Source organism: Microbacterium sp. NPDC059771, from assembly GCF_042732495.1.
Classification (GTDB): domain Bacteria; phylum Actinomycetota; class Actinomycetes; order Actinomycetales; family Microbacteriaceae; genus Microbacterium; species Microbacterium sufflavum.
Map to the genome: position 1 here is coordinate 2,711,229 of NZ_JBHWHK010000001.1, position 24,601 is coordinate 2,735,829.

The 24,601-nt window shown below is 65.8% G+C and carries 26 protein-coding genes and 1 pseudogene; 9 read left to right on the plus strand and 18 right to left on the minus strand.

Annotated features, from left to right (window positions below; translation table 11 throughout):
- Window positions 1-46: 46 nt before the first annotated feature.
- Both ACFV3I_RS13090 and ACFV3I_RS13095 read right to left on the minus strand, forming a co-directional pair.
- Window positions 47-1,152: pseudogene (locus ACFV3I_RS13090) on the minus strand (transposase).
- Window positions 1,153-1,297: 145 nt separating this feature from the next.
- On the minus strand, window positions 1,298-3,964 hold the full coding sequence (locus ACFV3I_RS13095) for an excinuclease ABC subunit UvrA (RefSeq protein ID WP_365768167.1): 2,667 nt from the start codon (window positions 3,962-3,964) through the stop codon (window positions 1,298-1,300).
- A 1-nt stretch (window position 3,965) separates the two neighbouring features.
- On the opposite strand from ACFV3I_RS13095, the gene ACFV3I_RS13100 reads away from it, so the two are divergent.
- Window positions 3,966-4,229, plus strand: coding sequence for a hypothetical protein (locus tag ACFV3I_RS13100; RefSeq protein WP_378823095.1), 264 nt, complete (start codon window positions 3,966-3,968; stop codon window positions 4,227-4,229).
- A 642-nt stretch (window positions 4,230-4,871) separates the two neighbouring features.
- Here the strand turns inward: ACFV3I_RS13100 and ACFV3I_RS13105 are convergent.
- Complete coding sequence (locus ACFV3I_RS13105; protein WP_114552731.1) at window positions 4,872-5,138, minus strand: hypothetical protein; 267 nt, start codon at window positions 5,136-5,138, stop codon at window positions 4,872-4,874.
- A gap of 9 nt (window positions 5,139-5,147) precedes the next feature.
- Window positions 5,148-5,747, minus strand: a complete 600-nt coding sequence (locus ACFV3I_RS13110; RefSeq protein WP_171467210.1) for a recombinase family protein — start codon at window positions 5,745-5,747, stop codon at window positions 5,148-5,150.
- A 277-nt stretch (window positions 5,748-6,024) separates the two neighbouring features.
- Here ACFV3I_RS13110 and ACFV3I_RS13115 point away from each other — a divergent pair, with 277 nt between their 5' ends.
- Window positions 6,025-6,468: an AAA family ATPase gene (locus ACFV3I_RS13115; RefSeq protein WP_378823226.1), complete on the plus strand. Its 444-nt coding sequence runs from the start codon at window positions 6,025-6,027 to the stop codon at window positions 6,466-6,468.
- A gap of 139 nt (window positions 6,469-6,607) precedes the next feature.
- Here ACFV3I_RS13115 and ACFV3I_RS13120 read toward each other — a convergent pair whose 3' ends face one another.
- The 3 genes from ACFV3I_RS13120 to ACFV3I_RS13130 form a co-directional block, all read right to left on the minus strand.
- Window positions 6,608-7,819, minus strand: a complete 1,212-nt coding sequence (locus ACFV3I_RS13120; RefSeq protein WP_378823098.1) for an IS30 family transposase — start codon at window positions 7,817-7,819, stop codon at window positions 6,608-6,610.
- Window positions 7,820-7,986: 167 nt separating this feature from the next.
- On the minus strand, window positions 7,987-9,201 hold the full coding sequence (gene chrA / locus ACFV3I_RS13125) for a chromate efflux transporter (protein WP_378823228.1): 1,215 nt from the start codon (window positions 9,199-9,201) through the stop codon (window positions 7,987-7,989).
- Window positions 9,202-9,203: 2 nt separating this feature from the next.
- The gene (locus tag ACFV3I_RS13130; RefSeq protein ID WP_365763876.1) at window positions 9,204-9,536 is read right to left on the minus strand and encodes a PadR family transcriptional regulator; all 333 of its coding nucleotides are present in this window, start codon (window positions 9,534-9,536) and stop codon (window positions 9,204-9,206) included.
- 106 nt (window positions 9,537-9,642) lie between these two features.
- On the opposite strand from ACFV3I_RS13130, the gene ACFV3I_RS13135 reads away from it, so the two are divergent.
- From ACFV3I_RS13135 to ACFV3I_RS13155, 5 genes are all read left to right on the plus strand, one after another.
- A complete protein-coding gene (locus ACFV3I_RS13135; RefSeq protein WP_378823099.1) occupies window positions 9,643-10,428 on the plus strand; it encodes a phosphatase PAP2 family protein in 786 nt (261 codons plus the stop codon).
- A 291-nt stretch (window positions 10,429-10,719) separates the two neighbouring features.
- Window positions 10,720-11,079 carry a helix-turn-helix transcriptional regulator gene (locus tag ACFV3I_RS13140; protein ID WP_036275916.1) on the plus strand — a complete coding sequence of 120 codons (360 nt, stop codon included), beginning with the start codon at window positions 10,720-10,722 and terminating at the stop codon, window positions 11,077-11,079.
- Window positions 11,076-13,001 (plus strand): cation-translocating P-type ATPase, encoded by a 1,926-nt coding sequence (locus ACFV3I_RS13145; protein WP_197491836.1) that lies wholly within the window; start codon window positions 11,076-11,078, stop codon window positions 12,999-13,001. Before ACFV3I_RS13140 ends, ACFV3I_RS13145 begins: the two co-directional genes overlap by 4 nt.
- A complete protein-coding gene (locus ACFV3I_RS13150; protein ID WP_036275918.1) occupies window positions 13,001-13,609 on the plus strand; it encodes a cadmium resistance transporter in 609 nt (202 codons plus the stop codon). The genes ACFV3I_RS13145 and ACFV3I_RS13150 overlap by 1 nt, the downstream gene beginning before the upstream one ends.
- On the plus strand, window positions 13,606-14,139 hold the full coding sequence (locus ACFV3I_RS13155) for a signal peptidase II (RefSeq protein WP_029264099.1): 534 nt from the start codon (window positions 13,606-13,608) through the stop codon (window positions 14,137-14,139). The genes ACFV3I_RS13150 and ACFV3I_RS13155 overlap by 4 nt, the downstream gene beginning before the upstream one ends.
- Before the next feature lie 228 nt (window positions 14,140-14,367).
- Here ACFV3I_RS13155 and ACFV3I_RS13160 read toward each other — a convergent pair whose 3' ends face one another.
- The 8 genes from ACFV3I_RS13160 to ACFV3I_RS13195 form a co-directional block, all read right to left on the minus strand.
- Window positions 14,368-14,679 (minus strand): hypothetical protein, encoded by a 312-nt coding sequence (locus ACFV3I_RS13160; protein ID WP_029153956.1) that lies wholly within the window; start codon window positions 14,677-14,679, stop codon window positions 14,368-14,370.
- Between the two features lie 102 nt (window positions 14,680-14,781).
- Entirely contained in the window at window positions 14,782-15,036 is a 255-nt protein-coding gene (locus ACFV3I_RS13165) for a hypothetical protein (protein WP_081859903.1), read from the minus strand.
- 420 nt (window positions 15,037-15,456) lie between these two features.
- A complete protein-coding gene (locus ACFV3I_RS13170; protein WP_378823101.1) occupies window positions 15,457-16,302 on the minus strand; it encodes a F510_1955 family glycosylhydrolase in 846 nt (281 codons plus the stop codon).
- Window positions 16,303-16,445: 143 nt separating this feature from the next.
- Entirely contained in the window at window positions 16,446-17,042 is a 597-nt protein-coding gene (locus ACFV3I_RS13175; protein WP_026049681.1) for a DUF305 domain-containing protein, read from the minus strand.
- An 86-nt stretch (window positions 17,043-17,128) separates the two neighbouring features.
- Window positions 17,129-17,569 carry a DUF6153 family protein gene (locus tag ACFV3I_RS13180; RefSeq protein ID WP_042538298.1) on the minus strand — a complete coding sequence of 147 codons (441 nt, stop codon included), beginning with the start codon at window positions 17,567-17,569 and terminating at the stop codon, window positions 17,129-17,131.
- Between the two features lie 47 nt (window positions 17,570-17,616).
- Window positions 17,617-19,755 carry a heavy metal translocating P-type ATPase gene (locus ACFV3I_RS13185; protein ID WP_164479519.1) on the minus strand — a complete coding sequence of 713 codons (2,139 nt, stop codon included), beginning with the start codon at window positions 19,753-19,755 and terminating at the stop codon, window positions 17,617-17,619.
- Window positions 19,756-19,810: 55 nt separating this feature from the next.
- A complete protein-coding gene (locus tag ACFV3I_RS13190; RefSeq protein ID WP_060921756.1) occupies window positions 19,811-20,134 on the minus strand; it encodes a heavy-metal-associated domain-containing protein in 324 nt (107 codons plus the stop codon).
- Between the two features lie 30 nt (window positions 20,135-20,164).
- Window positions 20,165-20,446 carry a metal-sensitive transcriptional regulator gene (locus tag ACFV3I_RS13195; protein ID WP_053095982.1) on the minus strand — a complete coding sequence of 94 codons (282 nt, stop codon included), beginning with the start codon at window positions 20,444-20,446 and terminating at the stop codon, window positions 20,165-20,167.
- Window positions 20,447-20,661: 215 nt separating this feature from the next.
- Between ACFV3I_RS13195 and ACFV3I_RS13200 the strand changes: the two genes are divergently transcribed.
- Both ACFV3I_RS13200 and ACFV3I_RS13205 read left to right on the plus strand, forming a co-directional pair.
- Window positions 20,662-21,063 carry a four-helix bundle copper-binding protein gene (locus ACFV3I_RS13200; protein ID WP_082750002.1) on the plus strand — a complete coding sequence of 134 codons (402 nt, stop codon included), beginning with the start codon at window positions 20,662-20,664 and terminating at the stop codon, window positions 21,061-21,063.
- Entirely contained in the window at window positions 21,060-21,578 is a 519-nt protein-coding gene (locus ACFV3I_RS13205; protein ID WP_200838872.1) for a DUF305 domain-containing protein, read from the plus strand. Before ACFV3I_RS13200 ends, ACFV3I_RS13205 begins: the two co-directional genes overlap by 4 nt.
- A gap of 369 nt (window positions 21,579-21,947) precedes the next feature.
- On the opposite strand, the gene ACFV3I_RS13210 is transcribed toward ACFV3I_RS13205, so the two are convergent.
- From ACFV3I_RS13210 to ACFV3I_RS13220, 3 genes are all read right to left on the minus strand, one after another.
- Window positions 21,948-22,097 (minus strand): hypothetical protein, encoded by a 150-nt coding sequence (locus ACFV3I_RS13210; RefSeq protein WP_179516243.1) that lies wholly within the window; start codon window positions 22,095-22,097, stop codon window positions 21,948-21,950.
- A gap of 324 nt (window positions 22,098-22,421) precedes the next feature.
- Entirely contained in the window at window positions 22,422-23,807 is a 1,386-nt protein-coding gene (locus ACFV3I_RS13215) for an FAD-dependent oxidoreductase (RefSeq protein WP_365763888.1), read from the minus strand.
- An 11-nt stretch (window positions 23,808-23,818) separates the two neighbouring features.
- Window positions 23,819-24,580 (minus strand): MIP/aquaporin family protein, encoded by a 762-nt coding sequence (locus ACFV3I_RS13220; protein ID WP_365763890.1) that lies wholly within the window; start codon window positions 24,578-24,580, stop codon window positions 23,819-23,821.
- Window positions 24,581-24,601 lie beyond the last annotated feature (21 nt).

The following is a 24,601-nucleotide window of genomic DNA, read 5'->3' on the forward strand; positions in this document are numbered from 1 at the left end:
GCTTGCGGGGGTCGCGCCATTCGGGCTCTTCGCCGTCGAGCGTGGGTCATGCGAATAGCCCGCCGCCGATGAGCAGCATGCGCAGGCGGTAGTTGTCGCGGTTGCGGAAGCCGCGGGCGATGCGGCGGTGGAGCTCGATGAGGCCGTTGATGGCTTCGGTACCGCCGTTGTTCGCGCCGCCGGTGTCGAAGTAGCCGAGGAACTCGCGCTGCCAGATTCGGCTACCCATGCTCGCTTGAGCCTGGCGCGCTGCCGATCGGTGAGGTGTTCCTCGCCTGCGCGCAGCATGTTGCGGACTCCGTAGAGCGGGTCGCCCTTGCGGCCGCGGTGCCCGTGCATCTGCTGCTGCACGCGGCGTCGCACGTCGTCGACGACCTTGGTGCCAAGCTTCACGATGTGGAACGCGTCGAGGACCGCGCGGGCGTCTTCGAGCTGCTCATCGATGGTGTTCTTGAAGCCGCGGAACGGGTCGAGCGTCGCGATCTCCACCCGGTCACGGAACGCCGGGCCGCGATCGTGCAGCCACGACCGGTACGCCTCGCCGGACCGGCCAGGGACGAGATCGAGCAGTCTCGCCCGCGTGCCGCCGTGGACGTCGCGGGTAGGGTCGATCATGCCGGTGAGCTCCTTCGCCCCGCGCCCGCCGGAGCCGATCGGCCTCGTGGAGACGTGGTGCCAGATGTGCGGGTCCACGCCCAGCACGGTCACGTCATCGAACCTTGCCGGGTCGGCCTCGGCAGCTTCCAGCAGCGGCCGGATCGTGTCCCAGACGGTCCGCCGGCCCGTGCCGAGCTGCCGCCGGATGCCGTTGACAGAGGCGTGCTCCCGGCGGATCTGCTCGGTCGCCCCCCATGCCGCCCGCCGCGTCAGCTTCGACCGCGGCGCTGCGACCGTCTCATCCTGTTCCAGGAAGGTCACGACCACGCAGGCCGGTTCGGGGCAGCGCCAGCGGCGCTTGCGCCAGAGCAGCAGGACCGGTCGACCCTTCGCCGGCGCATCCACCAGCGGCACCGGCGCGCGGCCGTGACCGATCGCGAGCACGCCGCAGCCCGGGCAGCCGATCGGACCCGGCGGCGACTCGACCGTCACGGTCAGCGCGTCGCGCCCGCGGCGCTCGACCGGGATCGCTCTTAGCCCGTCGAGACCGACCAGCAGGTCGTAGGCTCGGTCATCGTCGAGGTCCTCGCGATCAGATGAGGTAGAAGTCCTCTGATCCTCGGGGACCTCGACCCATCTCCCGAGCAGCCCCGGCTACCGGCGCGTCACCCGTTACCCACACTCCACGGCGAAGAGCCGGTTATGCCTCTGACGTCAGCGTCGCGGCCTCGGCGAGGGCGGCGGCGAGATACGGTGCTGTAGCGCTGTTTCTCGACGCGGCGAGCTCTGCTGGCGTTCCGGACGCGACCACTGTGCCGCCGTTGTCACCGGCTCCCGGCCCGAGATCGATGACGTAGTCGGCTGCGCCGACCACTCGCATGTCGAGTTCCACCATCACGACTGTGTTGCCGGCATCCACGAGAGTCTGGAGGTGCGTGACGAGCCGGTCCGCGTCAGCGCAGTGCAAACCGGAGGTGGGCTCATCGAGCACGTAAAGAGTGCCACCGCGCTGCGCCCGTTGCAGCTCGGTGGCGAGCTTCACGCGTTGTGCTTCTCCACCCGACAACTCCGTAGCGGGCTGCCCCAAGCGCAGGTACCCGAGCCCGACATCGACCAGCGAGGTGAGCGAGCGCATCACATCGTACTCGCCGGCGAAGAAGTCGTGGGCCTCTTCGACGCTCATCGCGAGGATCTCCGCGATGTTGCGGCCTCGCCAGGTGATCTCCAGGGTGCTCGACTGATAGCGGGTGCCGTGGCAGTCGGGGCACACGGTGTAGACCGAAGGCAGGAACAGCAGCTCGACCATCACGGAGCCTTCGCCTTCGCACGTCGGGCAGCGGCCGCCTGCGACGTTGAAGGAGAACCGACCGGGCTTGTACCCGCGCGCCCGAGCTTCGGGAGTCTCTGCGAACCGGCGGCGCACGTGATCGAAGAGCCCCGTGTAGGTGGCGACATTGGAGCGGGGGGTGCGGCCGATGGGCTTCTGATCTATGCTCACGACACGTCGGACCGTCGTGAGGTCGCCCTCGACCGACCCACCCAGTTCATCGGACTCGTCAGCGAGAAGCAGATCGTCGGCCTCTGCGTTGTCCTCCTCGATGCGACGGGTGTCTCCGTGCCTGGCACCGATGAGGGCTGGCAGGACCTGACTGACAAGGCTGGACTTCCCCGACCCGGACACGCCGGTGACCGCCGTGAGCGTCCCGAGCGGCAGAGCCACAGATACGTCCCGCAGGTTGTTGCGTGTGACGTGCTCCAACTGCAGCCAATCGTGAGCGGCACGGGGCTCGTGCGGTGGGAGGCCGCTGCCCCCGAAGATGTACCCGCGTGTCACAGAATCGTCGACGTCCGCGAGCCCGCCCGTGGGGCCGCTGTAGAGCACGCGCCCGCCACGTTCACCCGCACCCGGACCGATGTCGACGAGCCAGTCCGCGTGCCGCATGACATCGACGGAGTGTTCCACGACGAAGAGGCTGTTGCCGCGCTGCTTGAGGCCGTCGAGGATACCCAGCAACGCGGTGACGTCGTGCGGATGGAGACCGGCTGACGGCTCGTCGAGGACGTAGACGACACCGAACAACTCCGACGTGAGTTGCGTGGCGAGTCGAAGTCGTTGCAGTTCCCCGCCGGACAGCGTCGGCGTCGTACGGCTCAGCGAGAGGTAGCCGAGTCCGAGGTCGATGATGGGGCGCAGTCGGTCCAGCAGCTCGGCACCGAGGCGCGCTGCCGCGGCGCGCTTCTCGGCGGACCGATTCGGCGTGCGACGGAGATCGGGTGCAGCGGAGTGCGCAGACCCGCCTGCAGCGACGCGTTGTGCGACGGCCTCGCGCCTGGTCTCGACGTCTATCGTTGCGCCGGAGGTCTCGTCCTCGAGGTCGGATTCAGCGACGACGGGCACGAGAAGTTCTGCCAACTCACGCAGCGGCAAAGCCGAGAAGTCGGCGATGTCCAGGCCTTCGAACGTGACCGTCAGCGCTTCGGGCTTGAGCTTCTTCCCCTGGCACACCGGGCACACCGCTGCGCTCATGAACTGGGCGACGCGGCGCTTCATCGACGCGCTCTTCGTGTTCGCGAACGTGTCGAGCACGTATCGTCGCGCGCCGACGAACGTGCCTGAGTAGCTCGGTTCGATCCCCGCTTGGATCGCCCGTCGAGCCTCAGCGAGCGTGAGTCGCGAGTGAACCGGGACGAACGGAGTCTCGTCGGTGTAGAGGATCCAGTCCCGATCCTTCTTTGGCAGATCTTTCCACGGCACATCCACGTCATAGCCGAGCGCGACCAGCACATCGCGCAGCTGGTGTCCGTGCCAGGCGGTCGGCCACGATGCGATGGCGCGTTCCCGGATGGTGAGTGAAGGATCGGGGACCATCCGCGCCTCGGTCACCTCGTAGACTCGTCCGATGCCGTGGCACTCGGGGCAGGCGCCCTGCACGGTGTTCGCGGAGAAGTCCTCGGCGTAGAGCATCGGCTGACCATCTGGGTACTCACCGGCTCGCGAGTACAGCATCCGCACCACACTCGACAACGTGGTGATGCTGCCCACAGAGGAGCGCGCGCTACGCCCGCCGCGCTGCTGCTGCAGCGCGACGGCGGGCGGCATCCCAGTGATGGAGTCGACGTCGGGGACGCCCGCCTGGTCGATCAGACGCCGCGCGTACGGGGCAACTGACTCCAAGTAGCGCCGCTGCGACTCCGCGTACAACGTACCGAAAGCCAACGAGGATTTCCCCGAACCGGACACGCCCGTGAACACAACCATCGCATCGCGCGGGACGGTGAGATCGACGTCCTTGAGGTTGTGTTCCCGGGCACCACGCACCTGGACATCAGGCTGGACGTGCGCGGACGCTGAGGCGAAGTCATCCATTTTGGAACTGTACCAAGCGGCTCTCGTGGTAAGCAGGTTCATCGACCGTGGGAGGCAAGATGATGCGGCTGTCTACCGGCTCTTCAAGGTTCGTGGTGAAGGGCGCTTCGTCGGCATCGTCTTTACCAACATGTTCGAGGATCCCCTCCCCTCTACGGGAGCAGATGGGGCAACAGCGATACTCGCGCTGCTTCTTGGTCTCGGCATCCTTGGCAGGTGCGCCTGGCTGGTGACGACAAGTAGGAGGAGACGTATCACGCGATGAAGAACCTCCCCACCGTCGCCGCCGGACGGAGATCACCGCGGTAGGTCCCTGTCGTCGATCTCACGCCAACCGCATCCGGCTCACTAGGTGGGCGTCTGTCCTGAATGCTCCTTGTAGAACCTCCGGGTTATCACTCAGTTACCGCAGCCCTACACCGAAAATCGACGACGATGGCGATCCTTGCTGGCGTCAAGAGCCACAAAACACATCGCGGATGTTCGACGTGCGGCGGACTCCTCCGCTCCTTGACTTTGTCGATGGCCACGGCACAGAGAATCAGTGCAGGCACGCCAAGCACGCTCCGCATGCTGCCCTGGAGCAGCACCACGTTCAGCTTGGGCGCGAGCTCCAGCAGCCGCAGGATTGTCTGGACACCGGCGTCCAGTTGGGCGATGTTCGGTGCCCGGTTGATGTACCAGGAACTCGGCACACTTGTGCATGCACGAGGAACCCGGGAAGTTCGTAGTCAGTCTTATGAATCTGGCGCTGCCGCACGCCGCACGCCGCACGCCGCACGCCGCACGGGCATGGTCATGGAGTTCACAGACGTACACGTTCCGAGCGTCACCCGCACACCCGAATCAACGGCGGTCTCAACCGATCAACGCACCACCTTCACTCCGAGGAACTCTAGCGTCGAGCTCAGCGGGGATCGTGGGTGCGCATGCGCACCGTGGCCCGTGTCCCTTGGGCGGGCTCGAGGACAGAGATCCGGGACGCGAGCCCGTCGATCACCGACGCGGGAGCTGGGATCCTCGCGGACTGCAGCGCGGTTCGGACCTCGTCTTCCGAGTGTCCGGCGTGCTGGTGCGCGATGGTGTTGAGCCGGTCCTCGACGGTGGCGGACTGGCCCTCGTTGATCCAGCGATCGACCTCATCCAGCGGCTTCGGCTTATGACGTCTCCACATGGATCGAGGCTAGGCCTCGCCCGAGCGTGCTGCCAGAGGTCGAGCACGTCCGACGGCGCGGTAGACGGTCGCGCGGGAGACCCCGAAGAGCTCGGCGATCTCGGCGGAGGTGTGGTTGCCGGCGTGGTGGAGGTCGACGAGGTGACGCTCCTGGGCAGGAGTGAGCTTGGGCTTGCGGCCCTTGAGCTTGCCCTTTGCCTTCGCGATGGCCATGCCTTCGCGGGTGCGGGCGCGGATCAGGTCAGCCTCGAACTCGGCGACCATCGCGAGCACGTTGAGCAGCAGCCGGCCAACCGGGTCGTTGGGGTCGTGGACGGTGCCTCCGATCTGCAGCCGGACGCCGTGGGTGGTGAGCTCGTCGACGATGTCGCGCGCGTCGCGGATCGAGCGGGCGAGGCGATCGAGCTTGGTCACCACGAGCGTGTCCCCGGACCGGGTCGCGGCCAGGGCCTCGCGGAGCCCGGGCCGGTCGCGGTGGGTGCCGGTCGCGCCCTGGTCGACGTAGACGCGTCTCGGGTCGACTCCCATCGTCTCGAGCGCTTGGCGTTGGGCGGTGAGGTCTTGTTCGGCGGTCGAGCAGCGTGCGTACCCGATGAGCGTCGCGGTCATGCCGTGAGTGTCGCAGATAGGCAGCCCTCACCGGGCATATTTTCGAGCGGGTCTATCGAGACAGTCGACATCAAGGTGCTGCCTCGCCGCGTGGGCGTGCGCGGGGTGTCTCGGTAGGGGATCGGCTTACGGCACGGCGGTATGGTCAAGCGGATTTCCGGGTGATGCCGGCCGTAGGTGGTCATGCAGCCCTCGACTCCTACCCGGGCGTCACCGCCTTTGTCCCTCACCAGCGTTGAGCCCGCATAGGGTTGGCTACGTGGACCAGGTCATCCTCATGTGCGGTCCGGCTGGATCGGGGAAGTCGACCTACGCGCGTGGCCTGGAGGCCCGGGGCTATGTCAGGGTCTCGTTCGACGGCGAGGCGTGGGCCCTCGGGCACCGGACCCACCCGATCGGCGACGACGCGCGCCAGGTCGTCAACGGAACGCTCCAGGACAAGCTCGTCGACTGTGTGAAGCAGGGGAAGGGCGTCGTCGTGGACTCCTCGTTCTGGTCCCGTGCCTCGCGCGATGAGTTCAGGCGGCTCTGCGCCCCCTCGGCGTCGTCCCGGTCGTCTACTACCTGGACACCAGGCGGTCGATCCTCCTGGACAGGTTGGCCCAGCGCGAGAACTCCGGCCCGGACGACATCGCTGTGTCGCGCGAGCGAGCGATCGCGTACATCGACGGGTTCGAGACGCCCACACCTGAAGAAGGCCCACTCAGGATCGTCCACGTGACAAGCCCGATGTGATCGTGGCTGCGCCCAGACCGGCGCCACGCCCACGCTGGTCGCCCTCCTGACTCGAAGGGGTATCCCCGGTGGGCGGTCTCGCAGAGACACATCACAGTCGCCGATTCTCATTGCCTGCCCCGGCTTCATTCCTCAGCTACAGCTCGCACGCCTGCGTCGGATCTGCTCATCGACCGGCGCAATTCTCGAGCCGCCGCTGCGGTCTCAAGAAACCTCTCCGTCGGCGCCGCCCATTCAAGGACCTGCCGAGGCCGTTCGTTGAGGAGCCTCTGGATGCGTTCGAGCTCGTCGTTACTCGTCGCGTTCATGTTCGTGCGCCGCGGGAGGTACTGGCGCAGGAGGCGGTTATTGTTCTCGTTGGTGCCGCGCTGCCACGGGCTGCGGGGGTCGCAGAAGTAGACCGGGGCGTCGATGAGTGCGCTGAGGAAGGCGTGGTCGGCCATCTCGCGGCCGCGGTCCCAGGTCAGGGACTTGCACATGCCGGGTGGGACGTTGAACAGGGCGCGGGCGACCGCGATGCTGACGTCCTTGGCCTTGATCCCGTCGGGCAGCGGCACGATCTTCAGGTAGCGGGTGGTGCGCTCGACGAGGGTCGCGACCGCGCTCGGGCGCTTGCCCATGACGAGGTCACCTTCCCAATGACCCGGCTCGAGCCGGTCGGTCACGGTGGCGGGGCGGTGGTGGATGGAGACCATGTCGCGCAGATGCCCTCGCCCGTGCGATCGCTTCACGAGCCGGGGCCGGCGCATCGTGCGACCGGACCGCAGCCGCTGGTACGTGCTCTTCGGCAGGTTCCGCGATGCCAGCAGATAGACAGCGCGGTAGATCGTCTCGTGCGAGACCCACATGCCCGGCTCGTGGGGATGTTCGCGGCGCAGCCACGCCGCGATCTGCTGCGGGGACCAGTCCAGCTCGAGCCGCGAGAGCACCACCGCCCGCAGCCGCTCGTCGCTCGCGAGACGCGGCACCCGCGACCGCCGGGCTTCGACGCGGGCACGCTCATCGGCGACCGTCGCACGGTAGGCGTCACGGCCGCCGTTGCGGGCGATCTCGCGCGAGACCGTCGACGCCGACCGCCCCAACCCTTCGGCGATCGCCCGGGCAGAAAGACCAGCAGCGATCCCACGCGAGATCTCTTCCCGCTCACCTGGACTCAGATGCCGTGGGGAGCGTCTCGGCAACGCGGGTCGCACCCCACCATGACGCAGCAAGTACCGGCGCACGTGATGCGACGGGACGCCGGCCCGATCGGCGATCCGCCGCAGTGACTCGCCCTCGCCCCATGCCTGCCACACGACGTCCTGTACTGCCGCTGGCAGCGACGTCACCACACTCATCCCAGCCTCCACGACAACGCATCATCTACCCTCGTGGTGCGTTGGTGGGTTGAGACCGCCATCGTTTGCGGCGGAGTGTCCCCGCAGCGGTGAAGCTGGGGTCCGAAAACCCCAGCCGCATCTACGTTTCGGCAGACGTATCCGGCGAGGTTGAGTCGGCTTTTCGGTCAGCTGACGAGGGAGACGAGGATGCCGCCGCCGGCTCCGACGAGGACCACGGCCCAGGCCGGCATTCTCCAGGCGGTGAGGAGCACGAAGCAGGTCAGTGCGAGTACGAATGGGCCGGTTCCGGTGATTGCGGTCGTGAAGACGGGGTCGTAGAGTGCGGCTGCCAGGATGCCGACGACGGCGGCGTTCGCGCCGCGCATGAGGGCTTGCGCCCATGGTCGGGACCGGAAGTCGTTCCAGAAGGGCAGTACGCCGGTGAGGAGAAGGAACCCGGGAAGGAATACGGCGGCAAGGGCGATCGCTGCTCCCGCGACGCCGCCCGGTCCGACGGTTGAGAGGGTGCCGAGGTACGCGGCGAAGGTGAACAGTGGTCCGGGTACGGCTTGGGCGGCGCCGTATCCGGCGAGGAACTGGTCGGATGTGATCCAGCCGGTGTCGACGAGGCCGCTTTGCAGCAGGGGGAGAACGACGTGCCCGCCGCCGAAGACGAATGCGCCGGCGCGGTAGAAGGTGTCGAAGAGGGCGAGAGATCCCGACTGTGTGGTCGCTGCGAGCACCGGTAGGCCGACGAGCAGCGCGACGAACAGGATCAGTGAGATGATCCCTGCGAGACGAGTGACCGGGAACCGAACCATGGCCGAGGCTGCGGTGGCGGAGCCTCGGCAGAGGAACAGCCCTGCGAGGGCTCCGACCACGATCGCTCCGATCTGACCCGCCGACCCGGTGAGGAGGAGGGCGCTGGCTGCGGCCGCCACGGCGATCGATGCCCGGGTGGCGTCAGGGGTGAGGGAGCTTGCCATTCCCCACACGGCCTGCGCGACGATGGCGACCGCGACGACCTTGAGTCCGGTGAGGATGCCAGCCCCCACGGCTCCTTCGAACAACGGGGCACCGTAGGCGAAAGCGACCATGAGCGCGGCGGATGGGAGCGTGAAGGCGAGGAACGCGGCGATCGCACCCATGGGGCCTGCTCGGAACAAGCCGAGCCCGAAGCCGACCTGGCTGGAGGCGGGGCCGGGGAGAAACTGGCTGAGGGCGACCAGATCCCCGTATTCGGTGTCGTTGAGCCATCGGCGTCGTTGGACGAGCTCGTCTCGGAAATATCCTAGGTGCGCGATCGGGCCGCCGAACGAGGTGACTCCGAGCTTGGAGAACACTCGCAGCACTTCCGCGCTCGAGCCCTGGCGTGATGGCTGCGAGACGTCAGCATTCACGGTCACGCTTCCGGGCCCTTCCCTGTGAAGATCCGCATCTGTTCTCGCGCTACGGCGAGCCCGCGACGACCTTTGTCGGTGGCGGCGTACAACTTCCTGGCGGTGCGACCATCGCGTTCGGTTCGCACGGTGAGGTATCCGTTGCGGACCATCTTGTGGAGCATGGGATAGAGGGTGCCCGCGGACAGGCGGTACCCGTGTCCGGCCAGCTCTTCGATCATCCACGTCCCGTAGATCTCCTCTTCCGATGCATGGTGCAGCACGTGCATGCTCACCAGCCCCCCGAGAAGATCGCGGTGCTCATTGAGGTCGTCCGCTGACACTTCAACTGCCATGAATCCGTTATAGCGGATTACGATAGCGAGAATCGATAACGAAGATGAATGTCGGGTGAACCACAACGGGATCTCCGCGCTGAATCGATCGACGTCGCGAGAGGACATGATGAAGCCACCGCCCGAAGACGCAGACTCCTTGGACAAGAACGGCGATGACACGCGCCGGGACCGATTCATCGGAGATCGAGATCTCACGACATGGCGCTCCCGGCTCGGGCGTCAGCTTGCTCGCGTGACCCAGTGGTTGGGGCCCTACGCCACTTTGACCACCACACTGGTCATCGGCATGGTCGCCGTGGTCGCGCTCACCGCCATCGCCGCCGAGATCTACGAAGCGGTCACAGAGTCCGACGGTGTCGCCGGGCTCGACAAGCCACTCCTCGCCGCAGCCATCAGCATTCGCACGCCATGGCTCGACACCGCCGCGACCGCCCTCACCGACGTCGCGGGAGTGATCGGAATGCCGATCATCGCCGTTCTCTCAATCATCGTTCTCACGATCCGTCGACACTCATGGACCCCCGCCCTACTCATCACAACAGCCGGAATCGGCTCTCTGCTGATGACGATCGCCGGAAAGAACTTCATCGGCCGAGCACGCCCCGATCTCACCGACGCCGTCCCGCCCTACGAGCATTCCCCCTCGTTTCCCAGCGGTCACGCTCTCAACGCCGTGGTCATCGCGGGCATCATCGCCTACCTGCTCATCCTTCGCCAACAACGCCTGACCACCAGGATCATCACGATCACCATCGCGGCGACCTTACCGTCGCAATCGGGGCGACCCGTGTGTACCTCGGGCACCACTGGTTCACAGACGTCCTCGCGGCCTACTTCCTCGGGGCCGGGTGGCTTGCCCTCGTCATCACCGCGCACCGCCTGTACTTGACCGCCCGCGTCGGGAAGTCGCTCCAAGCTGAACCATCAAAGAGCAGCCTGCAGGAAACGGGTAGTGAGCCAAAACCTGACGCGTGAGCGCATACACCCCGCCGTAAACGATCGTTTGCGGCGCGGTGAGTGAAGGCACACCAGATCGAATGCCAGAAACGTGCGCCGTAAGCGGGTTTCGGTAGGCGTATTCGGTGGGGTGTGAGCCGGATGTACTTACACCCAGGCCCCAGAGATGTCGCCTGGGGTGAAGCCGTTCCAATAGGTCATCAATCACTGTATAGTTCAGTGTGTGCTGACTATTTCCTCACGCCTCGATGTCATGAACCGGCTCGGCCGGGCCATGGCCGATCCCACGCGTTCCCGAATCCTAATGTCTCTGCTCGGTGGACCGAGCTACCCGGCTGTGCTCTCTCGTGAGCTGGAGCTGACGCGTTCGAACGTGTCGAACCATCTCACCTGCCTGCGTGACTGCGGGATTGTCGTTGCCGAGCCGGAGGGTCGCCAGACTCGTTACGAGATCGCCGACCCGCATCTTACGGCTGCGCTCGTCGCGCTCGTGGACGTGACGCTGGCGGTCGATGAGCACGCGCCGTGCGTGGACTCTGCGTGCACGGTGGCTGGCTGCTGTGGGACGGGGGCGGACGCGTGAGCGCGGCGTGTGGCTGCGAGCACGAGCCTGCCCAGCCTGCCACTGCGGCGGAGGATGAGACCGAAGAGGTTGTGCGGCCCTGGTGGAGGGACCGTGGGATCATGGTGCCGGTCTTCTCCGGTGTCGCATTCCTGGCCGGTCTGATCCTTGAATGGTCCGGCCTCGAGATCCCGGCGCTGGTGTTGTTCTGGGCCGGTCTGCTCCTCGGTGCGTCGACGTTCACGCCCGGCGCGATCCGGAAACTGTTCAAGGGCAAGCTCGGTATCGGGCTGCTGATGACGATCAGCGCGATCGGCGCGGTCATCCTCGGCTACGTGGAGGAGGCTGCGGCTCTGGCGTTCTTGTACTCGATTGCTGAGGCGCTCGAGGACAAGGCGATGGACCGTGCCCGGGGCGGGCTGAGGGCGCTGCTGAAGCTCGTGCCGGAGACAGCGACCGTGCTGCAGAACGGCGTCTCTGCGCAGGTGCCCGCGAGAGAGCTGACGGTCGGCCAGGTCATGGTGGTCCGTCCCGGCGAGCGGATCGCAACCGACGGGATCGTCCGTTCTGGCCGCTCCAGCCTGGACACCTCGGCGATCACCGGGGAGTCGATCCCCGTCGAGGTCGAGCCCGGCGATGCGGTGTCGGCCGGTGCGATCAACAGCGCCGGCGCGCTGGAGGTCGAAACGACCGCTGCGGGCACCGACAACTCGCTCACCACGATCGTGGAGCTGGTCGAGAAGGCGCAGACCGAGAAGGGCGAGCGTGCACGTCTCGCGGACAGGATCGCCCGCCCGCTCGTACCCGGCGTTCTGATCCTCGCAGCGCTCGTCGCGATCATCGGGTCGCTGCTGGGCGATCCAGAGGTGTGGATCACCCGCGCGCTTGTCGTGCTGGTCGCCGCTTCTCCGTGTGCGCTGGCGATCTCGGTGCCGCTGACGGTCGTCGCCGCGATCGGCGCAGCAAGCAAGTTCGGCGTGATCATCAAGTCCGGCGCCGTCTTCGAGCGCTTCGGCACGGTCCGCCACGTCGCGGTCGACAAGACCGGCACCCTCACCCGCAACGAACCTGCGGTCACCGCGGTGCTCACTGCGAACGGCGTGACCGAGACACAGGCGCTGGCCTGGGCGGCCGCACTGGAGCAGCACAGCACGCATCCCCTTGCCTCTGCGATCACCGCCGCGGCCCCGGGCACACCGGCAGCTGCAGATGTGACCGAGCAGGCCGGGCACGGCATCGACGGCACTGTCGGCGGATCGAGAATCACCGTCGGCAGTCCTCGCTGGCTGGACGCGGGCGACCTCGGGAAGCAGGTCGCGGAGTTGGAGGAGCAGGGCATGACCGTCGTGATCGTCCACCGCGACGGAACCCCCGTCGCCGCGATCGGCGTCCGCGACGAACTGCGCCCTGAAGTCCCCGAGGTAGTCCGGACGCTCACCAACCAAGGCGTCGGCGTGACGATGCTCACCGGAGACAACGCCCGCACCGCTCGTGCACTGGCCGCGCAGGCCGGGATCAGCAACGTGCGCGCGGAACTGCGTCCCGAGGATAAGGCAACCGCGATCGGCGAGCTGTCAAAGGCGGGGCCGGTCGCGATGATCGGCGACGGAATCAACGACGCACCGGCCCTCGCTGGCGCAGACATCGGTATCGCGATGGGCGCCACCGGCTCCGACGCGGCAATCGAATCCGCCGACGTGGCCTTCACCGGCCATGATCTGCGCCTCATCCCGCGAGCGTTCGATCACGCCCGCCGCGGTCGACGGATCATCAACCAGAACATCATCCTGTCGCTGCTGATCATCACTGCACTGCTCCCGCTCGCGCTCTTCGGCGTCCTGGGGCTCGCGGCCGTCGTCCTGGTCCACGAGGTCGCGGAGGTCATCGTGATCCTCAACGGTCTGCGCGCCGCACGCACCCGCACGCCACGACTGGAAAGCTGATGCTCGCAACTATCGGTTCAGCGATCGGCCTGTTCGCGGCAACCAACATCGACGACATTGTCGTGCTCACCGTGCTGTTCCTGGCTTCCAGTCGAGGGAAGCCCCGGCCGTGGCAGATCGTCGCGGGCCAGTATCTCGGGTTCATCACCCTCGTCGTGATCAGCGTGATCGCCGCTCTCGGTCTCACCATCGTTCCGGACGAATGGGTCGGTTTCCTGGGTCTGATCCCGCTCGGCATCGGCATCTGGACGCTCATTCGCGGCCTGCGCCGTAACAGCGATGACGATGATGACGACTCCAAGATCACCGCGGTCGGACTATGGGGCGTCGCAGGGATCACGATCGCCAACGGGGCCGACAACATCTCCCTCTACACGCCGATCTTCCGCACCAGCGCCCCCAGCGACGTCGCGATCATGATCGTCGTATTCCTGATCCTCGTCGCGGTCTGGTGCGCGGCCGGCCGGCTGATCGGCACCAACAAGGCTGTTACCGAGGGGCTGGAGCGCGTCGAGCACTGGCTCGTACCGGCCGTGTTCATCGGCCTGGGCCTGTTCATCCTGATCGAATCTGGGGTCATCGTCCGTCTGATCGAGGTGCTCGCATGACCTCCTCCCAGTCAGAGGCTCATCCGCCCGCTGCGCGCAAGCTGTCGTCGACCCGGCGGCGGCAGCTCACTGGTGGAGCGCTCTTGATCGCCGTGGTCGTCGTGCTGATCGATCAGGGAACCAAGGTGTGGGCCGAAGCGACCCTCACCGACCGTGAGCGCATCCCGCTGATCGGTGACCTGCTGGGTTTGCAGCTCGCCTATAACCCCGGAGCGGCATTCTCCTTCGGGGAAGGCTTCACCTGGGTGTTCGCGCTGCTCGCTGTCGCCGCCACGGTCACAGCGATCGTGTTCGCGTTCCGAGTGCAACGCGTGAGATGGGCGATCGTCATCGGCGCGCTCGGCGGCGCTTCCGCCTCACACGCAGGCGACCGCCTTTTCCGGGACCCCGGATTCGCCCGTGGTCACGTCGTGGACTTCCTCGCCTACGGAAACTGGTTCATCGGCAACATCGCCGACATCGTAATCTTCGCCGCAGCGATCACCGGAGCAGTTTTCATGATCCGCGCCGGGGATGAGAGCACCGAGTGAGATCCGTTGTGCGGTGGTGGGACACCCATCAACTCGCCCTCTACATCGGCGCGATCGCCGTGGGCAGCCGTTGAGTGAGTTCACGCTTAGGCAGGCGGGCGGTCGCGATGTAGGCGCAAAGCCACCCACCAGCCGCATCGTCGACAGATGAAAGCGCGATCGTCTCCGAGTGCGTGCAGCTTCTTGCGTGGCAGATGTCGCCCGCAGCACGTGCACGCAACGTCCTCGTCAGTCGCCATGAGCGGAGAGCGCCTCTCGAATCTGTTCAACCGTTGGCATCCCGGCCAGCCCAGCAGGGGTGCTGTAAATACGGCAGGCGAGGTCATTGCTTCGCCCCGACCCCGGAAAGAGATCGTTGCCATCCAGGGTGATCGTGGGGGAGCCCGCGAACGAGACTGCGCCCGCGTCCTCCTCCGTCCGGATGAGTCGGTAGTGAACCTCCGATTCGTCGTGGCCTGTTTCTCGTAGCGCCTCAGAAACACGACGGCCAGCCTCAACCCAGCTGGGGCAACCGGCGATATAAAGCAGCTCAATCTCCACGACTCAATCATCCTCGACTTCGCTGTTGATGTCGTGCCCGGGCTACCACCGAAAACGATCGTTTCCGGCGAGTTCGCGTCGCCCGTCATCGTGCGCCCGCCGTTAACGTTCGCCGGTATCTGCTTTCGGCAGACGTTTCCGGCGTTCAGGTAGCGGGTCTCGCTCGTCGTCCGCCGATGCGAGTTGGCGAGGATGGTTTCGTTCCGCGCGGAGTTGTTGCTCGATCTTGGCGTGTGCTTTTCGTTCGTTGCGGTCGGCTCTGATGATGGACCGCAGGACGAACCAGAATGCTGCGACGACGGCGATCGTGGGGATGACGGACCAAAAGGCGTTGGTCCAGTAGTCATTGAGATTCATCCGCGCCTCCCGGGGGTTCACGCAGCACGAGCGCCAGTCCGACGATCGCGAGGATGAACGCTGTTTCGTAGCTTCCGAGCGTGTATGCCCAGAGTGACCGTTGGTCTGGAACGGTTGTGTCGATGAGGAGATGAGTTGCGATCAGTGCGACGGCGGCCAGGAGAAGGAAGGCCCCGATACGTACGAGGCGATCGTGACGCCGCTGTGGGGACATGTGGCTGGTGCGCGTGGGAACGTGTGCTCGTGGACGGTGCCGAGCTGGGTGCAGGTGGCGGGTCATCTGAATATGGCTCCGATGAGGTAGAAGCTCGCAAGGGCGAGAAGCAGGGCGAGGACTGTGGCGCACGCGATGAAGACGGATATGCGTCGGAAGGGATTGCGGCGGGGGACCATGGGTGGCCGTTCTGGTGGTGGCGTTCTCTACCGGGCGGGGGCGAGGATGGTTGTGTCGTCGGCTGTGATCTGGACGATGCCGCGGTCGTCGACAACGATGAAGCGTTCGTCATCGATCGCGGTGAAGGCCTTAGCGGCCCCTTGAAGCGCGTCGAGGCGTTGCCATGTTCCTTCGGTGTTCTGTGACCAGAGGGCACCGTCGGTTCCGACTCCTGCGAGCGAGCCATTGGGTTTGGCGTCGAGTGTGTAGAGCAGCGGGGCGTCGGCGACGGGGGTGAAGGTGGCGCCGTTGTCGGTGCTGAGGAGCAGTCCTTCTTCCGCGGCGGCGTAGAGACCGTCGCCGGTGGCGGCGAGGTCTGCCGCGGCAAGTGTTGCGCAGCGGGTCCATTCGAGACCGTCGTCAGTGCTGATGAGCAGATCGACGCCATCGGAGGCGATCCCGTAGAGAGTGCCGTCTGGTCCGGCGGTGAGGACATGGAAGTCCGTACTGCCAGTGAGGGCGATCGGTGACCACGATTCGCCGAAGTCGTCACTACGAATGACACCTAGGTTCGGGGAGCCGAGCTCTGCGGGTGTCTGTGTGCCCGGGTGACCGGATGCGAAGAGGGCGTCGTCGAGGACGGTAAAGCCCATCGCATCGAAATCGTGGCCTCCGATGGGACCGGCGATCGCACCTTCAGGAGTGAGGGTGAAGAGTCCTCCGTGGGTGGCTATGAAGAGGTCCTCACCGCGGGGGTCAGCGGCAACACCGTGAATGTGTTGGATAACGGGGGGGACCGCGTTGGTGCCGGAGGCCTGCGGCACGGCGCAGCCGGTGAGGGCGACGGCTGCGAGAGCGATCGCGAAAGCGGGTAGGGGCGAGTGGCGGTTCATGAGACTCCGACGTGAAGAAATGCATGCAGGTGCGCGAGCGGTACGCGAATGAGAGTCGCGACATGGCACCAGCGCGGTGGCGTGGGTTACTGCGAGAAGGCCAGTTCGGGGGTGCGGGCGAGCGCCGCACCCCCGAAGGTAGATCAGAGTGTGTCGAGGAGGTCTTTCATCGTGGCGATCTCCGTGGTCTGTGCCTCGATGATCGTCTCGGCCAGGGCGACCGCGTCACTGTTCTGGCCGTTGTCGACTTCGTCTTGGGCCATTTCGACGGCACCCTGGTGGTGCTCGATCATCTGCTCGAGGAACAGACGGCTGGCGTCCGCCCCGGTGGCATCTTCGAGGGCCTGCATGTCGTCGTCGGACATCATGCCGCCGCCGTGGTCCATGCCTTCCATGTTGGAGGTATCAGCGCCCCACTCTTCGAGCCACTGCTCCATCTTCTGGATTTCGGGGCCCTGCGCTGCCTTGATCTCTTCCGCGAGGGCGGCGACGCGCTCGTTGACGCCGTCCTTGCTGAGGAGCATGTCAGACATCTCGATGGCCTGAGCGTGGTGCTCCTTCATCATGCTGGCGAACATGATGTCGGCGTCATTGGCGTCCGCCGACGCCGGGGCGGAGCTGCTGCTCTCGTGATTCATGCCGGGCATATCGCCTCCGCCGGAGGTGTTTCCAGCGCAGCCGGCAAGGGCGAGCACAGCAGTGAGAGTGAGTGCGGCGGTCGCCGCAAAACGGGTCTTCATGATGGTTCTCTCCAAGAGTCGATGATGGTGCCCAGCGAGACAGGCTGGGCGAGGGGGCGTTGCCCATAGAACGGGCATGCCAGCCATCAGGTGCGACTGATGCAGAGAACGGTGAGAGACGGCGGCCGCAGCGGGTACAGCGCGCCGCGAAGCGCAAAACGTGAAAGGAGCGGACCAGGGGTTTCGGTGAGTGAGCGCCACCAGGCGGGCGGCCGGGTGACCAGCACTACGGCGATGAGGAGCGCGAGAACGCAGGCCATCCACGACATGCCGTGATCGTCAGAGCACGTCGCACAGCCCGTCTCATCCATCGCTGCAGCTTCGCCTGAGGCGTGTGCGGGGTGAGCGTCGGCATGCGCGGGTGCGACCGCGATGGTTTCGCTGTGCCCGGAGGGCATGGTGTGCGTGTTCATCGAGTGCATCGCCAGAAGCCCGAAGATCACGGAAAAGGCGACGGCGACGACGGTCAGCAGGGTGCGGGTGAGGGTGCGCTGGTCATGCACGCGCCGTGCGATCGTCGTCAACACTGTCCCACCTCCCTTTCTTCCAGGGTACGTCGCCGCCGCCCATGCGCCTACTTGTCGACGACGGCGTCCGGGCTGAGGTTCAGCCGTCGCAGCAACTGCGCATTCAGCGCGACAACGATCGTGGATAGTGACATCAACACTGCACCGACCGACATCGGCAACACGAACCCGACGGGGGCGAGCGCACCGGCAGCCAACGGCACCGAGAGAAGGTTGTACCCGGCGGCCCACCAGAGGTTCTGTTTCATCTTCCGGTAACTGGCCCGCGACAGCTCAATCACGGAGATCACCGATCGGGGGTCGTCGCTGGCGAGGATGACACCTGCGGAGGCGATCGCAACGTCCGTTCCTGCACCGATCGCAATCCCTACGTCTGCCTGGGCGAGGGCGGGGGCGTCGTTCACGCCGTCACCGACCATCCCGACCTTGCGGCCTTCGTTTTGCAGTTCTTTCACCTTGGAGGCTTTGTCCTCCGGACGGACCCCGGCGAAGTACCGGTCGATACCCAGCTCGCCGGCGACGGACGCGGCGACCGCGTCAGCGTCACCGGTGATCATGACCACCTGCACGCCGCGCTCGTGAAGCGCAACGACCGCGTGACGCGACTCGGAGCGGATTTCATCCGCGAGGCGCAGCGCGCCCGTCACCTGACCGTCGACGAGCACGTGGAGGATGATCGCACCCTCACCGCGCCACTCGTCGGCAACCGGCAGCTCGGCGGCGTGTTCTTGCTCGAGCATGTACGGGCCGCCGACCTGCACGACGTGTCCGTCGACACGGGCACGCACCCCCACGGCGGGGGAGGATTCAAAATCGGTCGATCGCGGAACGGTGAGGTTCTTCTCTTTCGCTGCGTTGACGATCGCACGGGCGAGGGGGTGCTCGGAGTCCGCTTCCGCGGCCGCCGCCCACGCGAGCAGCTGATCGGCGTCGGCCCCTGTGACGGGATCGATCGCGGTCACGGCGGGGGTGCCCTTGGTGAGCGTGCCGGTCTTGTCGAACAGGATCGTGTCGACGGTGCGCATGCTCTCCAGGGCGAGACGATCCTTGATCAGCACACCTCCACGGGCGGCGCGTTCGGTCGCTATCGACACGACCAGTGGGATCGCGAGACCCAGCGCGTGCGGGCAGGCGATGACCAGCACGGTGATGGTGCGGATCACGGCTGCCTCGGGCTGGCCGACGAGAGTCCACACAATCGCGGTGATCGCGGCAGCGCCGAGCGCGAACCAGAACAGCCACCCCGCTGCCTTATCCGCGAGTCGTTGCGCCCGCGACGATGAACTCTGCGCCTCCGTGACCAGTTTCTGGATGCCCGCGAGTGCGGTGTCTTCACCAATGGCGGTGATCTCTACCCGCACCCCGGAATCGGTGGCTACGGTTCCAGCGATTACCGGGTCACCATCGCTGCGGCGCACCGGCCGAGACTCTCCGGTGATCATCGACTCGTCCATGCTGGCCGAACCCTGCACGATCCGCCCATCCGCGGGGACCCGCCCGCCCGGACGCACCACCACCACGTCTCCGACCTGCAGATCAGCCGGTGCGACGGTGACAGTGGTGTCTCCGTCGACCTTCTCCGCCTCGTCGGGCAGCAATGCGGCGAGGGAATCCAACGCCGACGTCGTCTGGGCGAGGGAACGCATCTCGATCCAGTGGCCGAGCAGCATGATCACGATCAGCAGCGCCAGCTCCCACCAGAAATCCAGCTCGTGGTGCAGCAGCCCGATGCTCGCCCCCCAGGAGGCGAGGAACGCCACGGTGATCGCGAGGGCGATCAGCAGCATCATCCCCGGTTTGCGGGCACGAAGTTCACCGACCGCACCGGTCAGGAACGGGGCACCGCCCCACACGTACATCACCGTTCCGAGAGCCGGTGACACCCACGCGACCCACGCCGCGTCCGGCAGCGGGTACCCCAGGATCATCGAGAACATCGTCGAGAATCCGACCACCGGCACGGCGAGGAGCAGCATGATCCAGAACAGGCGCCGGAACTGCCCCACATGATCCCCGTGGCCGCCATGCCCGCCGTGACCGGCGTGATCTTCGTGGCCGCCGTGCCCGGTGTCTTCGTGCGGTGCAGCGTGATCGTGGCTCATCGCCCCATGGTCGTGCTCCGTCGTTGCCGCCGCCGTGTGGTTGCGGTGCGCGGTGTGATCGGTGTGTTCGTCGTGCTGGCTCATCGGAGACTCCTTGCTCAGGTGCGCCCGGGGTAAGCCGGAGGCCGACAGATGCAACTCAGGGCTGGCTGGTCGCGAGAGCGTAGCCGGCCTCCTCCACCGCAGCCTTCACAGCGGCGGGGTCAACCGGGGCGGTGCTGCGGATGGTCACCCGGGAGGTGCCACCCGCGTTGAGATCCACGGTGACGGACTCGACACCGTCGACAGCGCCCAGCTCCTCACTGACGCTCGATGCGCAATGCGAGCATGTCATCCCGTCGACGAGCACCTCCGATGTGACCGCAGAATCGTCGTGGACGGCTGTCTCTGTGTTCGATGGGGCAGCGCAGCATGCGCAACCAGCGTTCGCATCCGTCAGTCCCAGCTCGATGCGATCAGTCATGGTGTTCTCCTTTACTAAACAGACGTGTGGTCATGAACGAACCAGGCGGGCGATGGCTTCGTTGGCCTCACGAACCTTCTCCGCTGCGAAGTCGCCACCCTCAGCACTTGCCTGAGCGACGCAGTGACTCAGATGATCGCTCAGCAACGACAACGCCACCGTCTCCAGGGCCTTCGTCGCCGCAGAGACCTGCGTAAGGATGTCGATGCAGTACTTGTCCTCATCAACCATCCGGGAGATCCCCCGCACCTGGCCTTCGACGCGATTCAACCGCTTGCGCAGGTCGTCCTTGCTTCCGTCGTACCCGTTCATGCCTCGAGCATACCCCCTGGGGGTATCTAACTCAATGTTTTCGCTTCTATTCCCGCTAGGCGAACGTGGTCGCCGACTCTGTTCAGCTCACAGGCTGATCTGCGCAGCGCGGCGGCTTATCAATACCGGGTTACCAGACCCCAGCGGGGTATTCAAGGGCCTCAGTGCGCGGGCGATGCGAGCGTACTTTCGTGGCTCACGAAAGGAGTTCTCTCATGACCGTCACCGAAGAAATGCTCAGCACGTATCCGAAAGATCTGGGCGGAATTGATCAGAAGAAGCTCGTCGACTGCATCGACGCGTGTCTCGCGTGCGCGCAAGCCTGCACCGCATGTGCCGACGCTTGCCTCAGCGAGGACATGGTTGCTGACCTAATCAAGTGCATTCGCGCGAACCAGGACTGTGCAGACCTTTGCGTAACCACCACCCGGATCCTCTCCCGTCGCACCGGGCACGACGCCAGCGTCACCCGTGCCGCGCTCGAAGCTTGCCGAGCGGCGTGCCTGAGCTGTGCTAACGAGTGTGAACAGCACACCATGCACGAACACTGCACGATCTGCGCTGAGGCATGCCGACGCTGCGAACAGGCGTGCGTTGCACTGCTGGAGTCGCTATGACAAGCCAGCACGCCGACAACGGTTCACGCCCGCCGGCCGGCCACTCCCAGGGGAAGAATCAGGGCGGGATGTCGAGCTACCTTAAGCTCGCCGTCTCGCTATCGCTCAGCTTCGTTGTGATGTACTTCCTCACGTTTGCGATGATCAACGTCCTGGACGATCTCTTCCTCAACATCAGCAACCTCTACATGGCACTGATGATGGTCTTCCCCATGGGCATCATCATGGTCATCGTCATGTGGAAGATGTTCCCGAACAAGGCCGCGAACATCAGCTTGCTCGTAGGTTTCGCCGCGCTTTTCCTTGTCGCCTTCTTCATGGGACGCTCGGAAGCGTTCGTCGGTAACGACCAGTTCCTCCGTTCCATGATCCCGCATCACTCTCGAGCGATTCTGGTGTGTGAGCAATCAGACATCAGCGACCCGGAGATCCAAGATCTCTGTGAGCAGATCATCTCGTCACAGCAGGAAGAGATCGACCAGATGAATGAGATTCTCGACCGTCTCGACGATTAGTGGGGCGTCGGCACCACCCTTGCGACGAGTGGACCGGCTACCGCGCTCATGACGAGCGGACCGGATCACCGCCGTCGACAGGGTCCGGGTCGACCAGGCAACCTTACGCCTCAGCCTTACGCGAGAGCTGCCGAAAACGATCGTTTCTGGCGACCAGGCCGACGAGGACCATCAAGCGCGCGACACGCCGAAGCGTGACCCGCCGAAACCCTCCGCCGAAACCTAACCGCACCGAAACGCGTGTGGTACGTATTCGGCGGAGTGTCGGACGGGCGTTCTCGACAGCGAATACGCCGGTCACGATTACGCCGGGTCACCAGTAGATCTTGGGCAGACTCCTCCTTAACCATCGGCGTTGGGCGCTTTTTGCTACTTGCTCCGCTTGGCCCGGATCAGCCGAACGGCGAGCTTGTTAGCTCGCTTCGACAGAAGGGGCAGCAGCCGGCAGGTGACCTGACCGGCTGCGATCAGCAGAGCAGGCAGCAACAGCGGATCCGAGAACAGGCTCGAAAGATCCACGTTGCGACCTCCCCTCTGGGTGGTCCGTCCACGAAATGTGGTCGGTGGTGCCCGCAGCATCAGCCGCGAGCATCGCGCGCGAAACGGGTGACCCTGGGACCAGGGCTCACGCAGATGCCTGTTAACGACAAAACCCGGCATCAGATGCCGGGTTTGAGGCGCACTTCTATCGCGCACCATCACTCTAGGGGAGTCCAACGGATCGCGCGGTGACGACACGCCGAACGGATAGAGCCTTGCCGAGAGGTTTTCACTCTGACGCTAGGGGGTGACAACACTCCGCCCGACGCCCGCCACGCCGGGGTAAGAGAACAAGATCAGCGGCTACACCGCCGAGACGAGCGAGCGCGCTTCACGCTCCCACGCCTGCGTTGCAATCTGCACAGCATCCCATGGGGAGCCGAGCGGGGGCGTGTAGGAGAGGTCGAGGTCACTCATCGCGGCGACAGTCATGCCGTGGTGCAGAGCCGTGGCGTAGGTGTCGACGCGCTTAGAAACTTCCGCACCGCGGGTGCCGACGAGCTGCGCGCCGAGCAAACGCCCGTCGTTGGTGTTCCCGGTGATGCGGATGCTGATGGGCGTGGCGCCCGGGTAGTACCGCTTGTGGTCGTCCGCGATCGCGGTGTGACTGTGCGGGGCGAAGCCGGCCGCTGTCGCTTCGTGGTCGCGGAGCCCCGTGCGTGCGGCCACGGCGTCGAACACTTTCACAACCTGCGTGCCCAGGCTCCCAGCGAACCGTGTATCCCCACCGATTGCGTTCTCCCCCGCGACACGTCCCTGCTTGTGCGCCGTGGTGCCGAGAGGAAGGTATGTGACGCCGAGCAGGCGGTGGTGGGTGACCACACCATCGCCGGCCGCCCAAACATTCGGCAGGTCGGTACGCATCTGTTCGTCGACAACGACAGCGCCGCCCGCGCCCGTGGTCGCGCCGGCTGCGGTGAGAAGGCTGGTGTTGGGTCGCACTCCGACGACGACGAGCACCACGTCAGCGGTGCGGGAGAGTGCCTCTCCGTCGTGGGTGCCGGTGACGGTGATCCTGCCGCCGTCACGGGCGACGGCTTCGACGCGCGTGCCGGTGAGGACGTCGACGCCGTGTCGGGTGAGTTCGTCGTGGACGAGGGAGCCGAGTTCGGGATCGAGGGTGGAGAGGACTTCGGGGCCGCGCTGGAGCTGGGTGACCTGGAGGCCGCGCACGGTGAGCGCTTCGGCCATTTCGAGGCCGACGTAGCCGGCGCCGACGATGATTGCCGTTTCGGGCTGGTGTTCGTCGAGGTACTTCTCGAGCGCGAAGGTGTCGCCCATCGAGTGCAACAGGTGCACGCCGTCGTCGGGGCCGAGCTGGTCAAGACCTGCGATGCCCGCGGTTGACGGGGAGGCTCCGGTGCCGACCATGAGCTCGTCGTACGCGATGGTCGATTCGGTGCCGTTCGCGTCGCGGACCGTGAGTCGTCGGCTGTCGACGTCGATGCCCGTGGCGAGGGTGTCAAGTCGGAGGTTCATGCCGGTGGCTTCGAGGTCCGCGTGGGTGCGGTGCGCGAGTGACTGCCAGGGCTGTACCTCGCGGGAGAAGTAATACGGGATGCCGCAGATCGAGAAGTTCGGGTACGAGTCGGCAACCACCACGGTGACATCGACAGACGGGTCGAGTTCGCGGGCGCGGAGGGCGGTGGAGATTCCGGCGTCGCTTCCGCCGATCGCTACAAGATGCATGAGGGTGCCTTTCAGCGCTGGTGTTCGAGTTGTTGAGGGACCACGACGTCGCCGGCCGTGCGGGCGGCGGTCGGGTAGAGGGCGAGCAGCAGGCCGAGGCCGATCGCGGCCCCGACGAGCTGTACAGCGATGAACGGCGGGACAGAGGCGGGTGCGATGCCGGCGAAGGTGTCGGTGAACATGCGAGCGATCGTCACCGCGGGATTCGCGAACGACGTGGAGCTTGTGAACCAGTACGCCGCGCCGATGTACGCGCCGACCGCGGCTGCCGTGGTCGATCCCTTGCCGGTGCGGGCGAGCGCGAAGATCAGCAGCACGAGGCCCGCCGTGGCGACCACCTCCCCGACCAGGTGGCCACCGGTCGCGCGGTCATTGGATGAGAGCGCGGGGGCGGTGTCGAACATCACTCCTGCCAAGAACGTTCCGGCGATCCCGCCGAGAACTTGCGCGAGCAGGTACGGGGCGAGGTCGCGCAGCGGGAGTCCCGTCCGGGCGCGGCCTCCGAGCAGCCAATCCGCGATCGACACCACGGGGTTGAAGTGCGCGCCAGACACGGGGCCCAGCATGAGGATCAGGACCGTCAGACCGAGCGCGGTGGTCAGGCTGTTCTCCAGCAGTTGGAGGCCGACGTCATCCGGTGAGAGGCGCTGCGCAGCGATGCCGGAACCCACAACGATCGTGACGAGCAGGCCAGTTCCAAGGAACTCGGCGGCGGCTCGGCGCAGCAGGTGAGGTCGCGCGGGCTCGGGCTGGGAGCGGGTAGCAATGTTCATGTCGGTTTATCTTGACCCGAG

What these genes read in the sequence shown, in the direction of transcription:
- ACFV3I_RS13095 (WP_365768167.1), bottom strand. Translation starts at nt 3,964, where the DNA reads ATGGATGACTTCGCCTCAGCGTCCGCGCACGTCCAGCCTGATGTCCAG.
- ACFV3I_RS13105 (WP_114552731.1), bottom strand. Translation starts at nt 5,138, where the DNA reads ATGTGGAGACGTCATAAGCCGAAGCCGCTGGATGAGGTCGATCGCTGG.
- ACFV3I_RS13110 (WP_171467210.1), bottom strand. Translation starts at nt 5,747, where the DNA reads ATGACCGCGACGCTCATCGGGTACGCACGCTGCTCGACCGCCGAACAA.
- ACFV3I_RS13115 (WP_378823226.1), top strand. Translation starts at nt 6,025, where the DNA reads ATGTGCGGTCCGGCTGGATCGGGGAAGTCGACCTACGCGCGTGGCCTG.
- ACFV3I_RS13120 (WP_378823098.1), bottom strand. Translation starts at nt 7,819, where the DNA reads ATGAGTGTGGTGACGTCGCTGCCAGCGGCAGTACAGGACGTCGTGTGG.
- ACFV3I_RS13130 (WP_365763876.1), bottom strand. Translation starts at nt 9,536, where the DNA reads ATGGCAGTTGAAGTGTCAGCGGACGACCTCAATGAGCACCGCGATCTT.
- ACFV3I_RS13135 (WP_378823099.1), top strand. Translation starts at nt 9,643, where the DNA reads ATGATGAAGCCACCGCCCGAAGACGCAGACTCCTTGGACAAGAACGGC.
- ACFV3I_RS13150 (WP_036275918.1), top strand. Translation starts at nt 13,001, where the DNA reads ATGCTCGCAACTATCGGTTCAGCGATCGGCCTGTTCGCGGCAACCAAC.
- ACFV3I_RS13155 (WP_029264099.1), top strand. Translation starts at nt 13,606, where the DNA reads ATGACCTCCTCCCAGTCAGAGGCTCATCCGCCCGCTGCGCGCAAGCTG.
- ACFV3I_RS13165 (WP_081859903.1), bottom strand. Translation starts at nt 15,036, where the DNA reads ATGAATCTCAATGACTACTGGACCAACGCCTTTTGGTCCGTCATCCCC.
- ACFV3I_RS13170 (WP_378823101.1), bottom strand. Translation starts at nt 16,302, where the DNA reads ATGAACCGCCACTCGCCCCTACCCGCTTTCGCGATCGCTCTCGCAGCC.
- ACFV3I_RS13175 (WP_026049681.1), bottom strand. Translation starts at nt 17,042, where the DNA reads ATGAAGACCCGTTTTGCGGCGACCGCCGCACTCACTCTCACTGCTGTG.
- ACFV3I_RS13185 (WP_164479519.1), bottom strand. Translation starts at nt 19,755, where the DNA reads ATGAGCCAGCACGACGAACACACCGATCACACCGCGCACCGCAACCAC.
- ACFV3I_RS13190 (WP_060921756.1), bottom strand. Translation starts at nt 20,134, where the DNA reads ATGACTGATCGCATCGAGCTGGGACTGACGGATGCGAACGCTGGTTGC.
- ACFV3I_RS13195 (WP_053095982.1), bottom strand. Translation starts at nt 20,446, where the DNA reads ATGAACGGGTACGACGGAAGCAAGGACGACCTGCGCAAGCGGTTGAAT.
- ACFV3I_RS13200 (WP_082750002.1), top strand. Translation starts at nt 20,662, where the DNA reads ATGACCGTCACCGAAGAAATGCTCAGCACGTATCCGAAAGATCTGGGC.
- ACFV3I_RS13205 (WP_200838872.1), top strand. Translation starts at nt 21,060, where the DNA reads ATGACAAGCCAGCACGCCGACAACGGTTCACGCCCGCCGGCCGGCCAC.
- ACFV3I_RS13215 (WP_365763888.1), bottom strand. Translation starts at nt 23,807, where the DNA reads ATGCATCTTGTAGCGATCGGCGGAAGCGACGCCGGAATCTCCACCGCC.
- ACFV3I_RS13220 (WP_365763890.1), bottom strand. Translation starts at nt 24,580, where the DNA reads ATGAACATTGCTACCCGCTCCCAGCCCGAGCCCGCGCGACCTCACCTG.